Raw genomic sequence first — 3,455 nt, forward strand, 5'->3', positions numbered from 1 at the left:
GAAACTGCGGGTGCAGAGCGCCGGCGGGGCAATTTACCTGAAAGCCCGTCAGGCTTTTCCGCCGACCCGGCTGCAATTGCAGGACAGTGAAAACGGGGAGATTATCCTGCTGGATATCAGCACGGCGAAAACGGCCCCGGATGAACCGGTTCGCCTGCGTTACCGGGATGAAAAGCAAGCCGTGTCCGCCGAAAAATCCCTACGTCAGCGCAAAGACTCATTATCGGCCCCCGTGCCGGTGGTGTTGACCCGCCATGCCGCGCAGCAGCTGTATGCCCCGCTGCGCACGGTTGAGCCGGTCACCGGCATTCATCCGGTCAGCCTGCATTTAGCTGACACTATCACCACACTCTATCCTGCCGAACCGATTGACGTTGCGCCGCTGGCCGGCTGGCGTGTGCAAAATCATACCGTGGTGGCGCTGAAACTGCGCAATACGGCCAAACGCCTGCTCACGCTTGACCCGCGTGCCTTGCAGGGGCAGTTTGTCGCCGCGACATTCCAGCATCGCTGGCTGGGGCGCGCCGGCACACCGGAAGATACCACGGTGTTGTATCTGGTGGTCAAAGGACAGCCGGAGAACGCGTTTCTGCCTGAGCCGGACGTGGTGAAAGCGGGAGGCCATCATGCAGATTAAATCCAACAGTCTGGTGAAAATACTGGTGCCGGCGGTACTGCTCGCCGGCGGATTTATCGGTCTCAGAAGTTGGAGTTCAACCGATACGGTCGCGCCCGCGACAGCGCCCGACAATGCGCTGGCCACCCTGACACCGGAGGAGTTGCAGGCACTGGGCGTTGGCGGTGATACACCGGAAGATACCCTGCGAACACTGGTCGGCACCCTCAATAAAGTGCGGGCTGAGCAGCAACGGTTAACCCGGCAGAATGCCGATATCCTGAAAGAAAATGACCAGCTCAAAAATCAGCATCACGATGTGGCCGGTCAGATAGACGCGGCGGTTGCGGCTATCCGGCAGGAAGATGAACAGCGCCGGCGCGACTTACAGTATGAACAGCAGGGATTACTGGCGCAGGTGGATTTACTGACCGAACGGCTGAATGCAGCCCCGCTGACGACACCCGACAGTCCGGTCCCGACGGGGACGGGCAATTATCCCTATTCAGTAAATACAGGCACAGGGCAGGATGACCTTATCTGGATAACGCCGGCCGATGAAAAACCGGCAACCGGGCCGGGCCTCGGCCAGGGCAACGCTCCGGCACAATACCCGACCTCATTTTTAAGTGAACTACCGGTGGCCGGACAAAATCAATCCCAACCGGTTTCGCTTCAGAATGCCCCAAAGGACGAAAAGCATAAACCGGTCTATACCCTGCCGGAAAATGCCACGTTAACCGGCAGTCAGGCGATGACCGCGTTATTAGGCCGGGTGCCGGTTAATGGCACGGTGACGGACCCTTACCCGTTCAAAATTCTTATCGGCAAAGATAACCTGACCGCCAACGGCATTGAACTGCCGGAGGTGGAAGGAGCGGTGGTGTCCGGCTCAGCCAGCGGGGACTGGACGCTTTCCTGCGTGCGCGGTCAGGTCAATGCCATCACTTTTGTGTTTCAGGACGGCACGGTGCGCACCCTGCCGGGCAGCGGGCAGAAGACCGGCAATATCGGCTGGCTGTCCGATGAAAACGGCATTCCCTGCATCAGTGGCGAGCGCAAATCGAATGCCGGCACCTATCTGCCGACGCTGTTTGCCCTCTCCGCCATGAACTCGGCCGGTGATGCACTGAACGACAGCCAGCAGACCGCCCAGACCAACGGCACCGGTGGTCTGACCACCGCGTTAACGGGCAGTGCCGGACAAGCGGCTCTGGGTAAAGCCCTGTCCGGGGGTATGAAGGACATGAGTGACTGGCTGAAACAACGTTACAGCCAGACCTTTGATGCGGTGTATGTGCCGCCCGGTGCCCGTGTTGTGGTGCATATCAGCCAAAGTCTGGCGATTGATTACGAAACAACAGGTCGTAAGGTGCGTTACGGGTTCAGTGAACCTGCCCAACAACATCAGGAAGCGTTAGATTAATGGATATATTTTCTTCTCAATGGCTGTTCAGTGCCGGTCAGCCTTATTGCCTGCGGGTCAGTATCACACCCTGTTCTGCCCCCGTCCCCGTTCAGCTTGACTGGCGGCCTGTGCGTAAAAAAGCGCGGCGGTTATATCTCTCCACCGGTCCGGAAAGCCGGGAACTGGCAGACGGTGAGGTGACCGTGTTTCGTCTGAGTGAAAGCCAGTGGCAGACGCAGGTTGCCGGTCACGCAGAGGCTCAGCCTGAAAAGTGGGAAGTGCTGCCGTTTGCGCTGTCAGAGCTGGCCGTGCACCCGGAATTTGCCACCTTTGATTTTCTGGGTATGACGGAGACTGACGCATGCGAAAACTGAACCGGGTCTGGGTGGTGTGTCTGGCCGGATTGCTGGCCGGCTGTTCGACATCGAAAGACGCTTTACTGCCTGCCGGTGAACAGACGGTGCTGGCGATGTGGCAGGGAAACCAGGCCGGGCACCGTGCCGCATCAGCAAGGCAAGTGCTGCGCCGGGCATTAACCCCCGCCGGGCGGCACCGGGCACCGGACGCACCCTATCACTACAGCCGTTCAGCGGCACAGGAAATCAGCCGGCAGTTTCCCCGTTTACCCAACCCCGATATGGTGATGTATGTCTATCCGCATCTGGTTGCGGGTAATACGCCGATACCGGGTTACAGCACGGTATTCCCGTTTTACAGTCAGGTGCAGTATGCCCTGCCGGGTGAACGCACGGAGGCACACTAATGAAAAAACTCAAGCCACTGAACCGCCCCGGCCAGCTGCGTGAGGCCGATGAAGCCGCCGTTTATCAGGCCAATCCTTCTATTATTGATTACCTGCCCTGGGTGGAATATCTGGAAAAAGAACAGTGTCTGTTGCTGGATGACGGGATTTCCGTCGGGGCGGTCTACCGCATTGAACCCATCGCCACCGAAGGCCGCCCAGCTGAGCGTTTGCTTGAAATCCGCGACCAGTTGGAAGATGCGGTGCAGGACAGTCTGGAAGAGGATGATATTTCACCGTGGATGGTGCAGTTCTTTTGTCAGGATGACGATGAGCCTGACCCGTATCTCCATACCCTGCGGCACTATGTAAAACCGTGGGCACAGGGCACTGCCTTTACCGAGGCCTTTCTGGCCGAATCGGCCCGCCACCTGATCGGTATTGCCCGGCCTGACGGAATATTTCAGGACAGTTTAATTACCGGACAGCCGTGGCGGGGGCAGCAGCGCCAGACCCGCATGGTGGTTTACCGCTGGCTGCCGGCCCACAAATCATCGCGCCACAACGTCGTGTTATCGCCGGTGGCGGCCCTCAATCAGGTCTGTGAACGACTGGTCTCATCACTGGCCGCCGCCGGTGTGACAGCCCGCCGCCAACAGGGAGAACAAATCCACCGCTGGCTGTTACGG

The 3,455-nt window shown here is 58.8% G+C and carries 5 protein-coding genes; all 5 read left to right on the top strand.

Going from position 1 to position 3,455, the window contains the following annotated elements:
* Positions 1-637, top strand: a 637-nt coding sequence (locus Xinn_RS20260) for a TIGR03749 family integrating conjugative element protein (protein WP_099137786.1), incomplete at its 5' end; no start/stop codon positions are given.
* Positions 627-2,042 (top strand): TIGR03752 family integrating conjugative element protein, encoded by a 1,416-nt coding sequence (locus Xinn_RS20265; RefSeq protein WP_086955702.1) that lies wholly within the window; start codon positions 627-629, stop codon positions 2,040-2,042. The genes Xinn_RS20260 and Xinn_RS20265, both read left to right, overlap by 11 nt.
* Entirely contained in the window at positions 2,042-2,398 is a 357-nt protein-coding gene (locus Xinn_RS20270; RefSeq protein WP_086955703.1) for a hypothetical protein, read from the top strand. The genes Xinn_RS20265 and Xinn_RS20270 overlap by 1 nt, the downstream gene beginning before the upstream one ends.
* Complete coding sequence (locus Xinn_RS20275; RefSeq protein WP_086955705.1) at positions 2,386-2,787, top strand: TIGR03751 family conjugal transfer lipoprotein; 402 nt, start codon at positions 2,386-2,388, stop codon at positions 2,785-2,787. Before Xinn_RS20270 ends, Xinn_RS20275 begins: the two co-directional genes overlap by 13 nt.
* The coding region (locus Xinn_RS20280) for a TraC family protein (RefSeq protein ID WP_153043423.1) at positions 2,787-3,455 on the top strand (669 nt) is incomplete at its 3' end. The genes Xinn_RS20275 and Xinn_RS20280, both read left to right, overlap by 1 nt.

This window comes from Xenorhabdus innexi (genome assembly GCF_002632485.1).
GTDB lineage: Bacteria > Pseudomonadota > Gammaproteobacteria > Enterobacterales > Enterobacteriaceae > Xenorhabdus > Xenorhabdus innexi.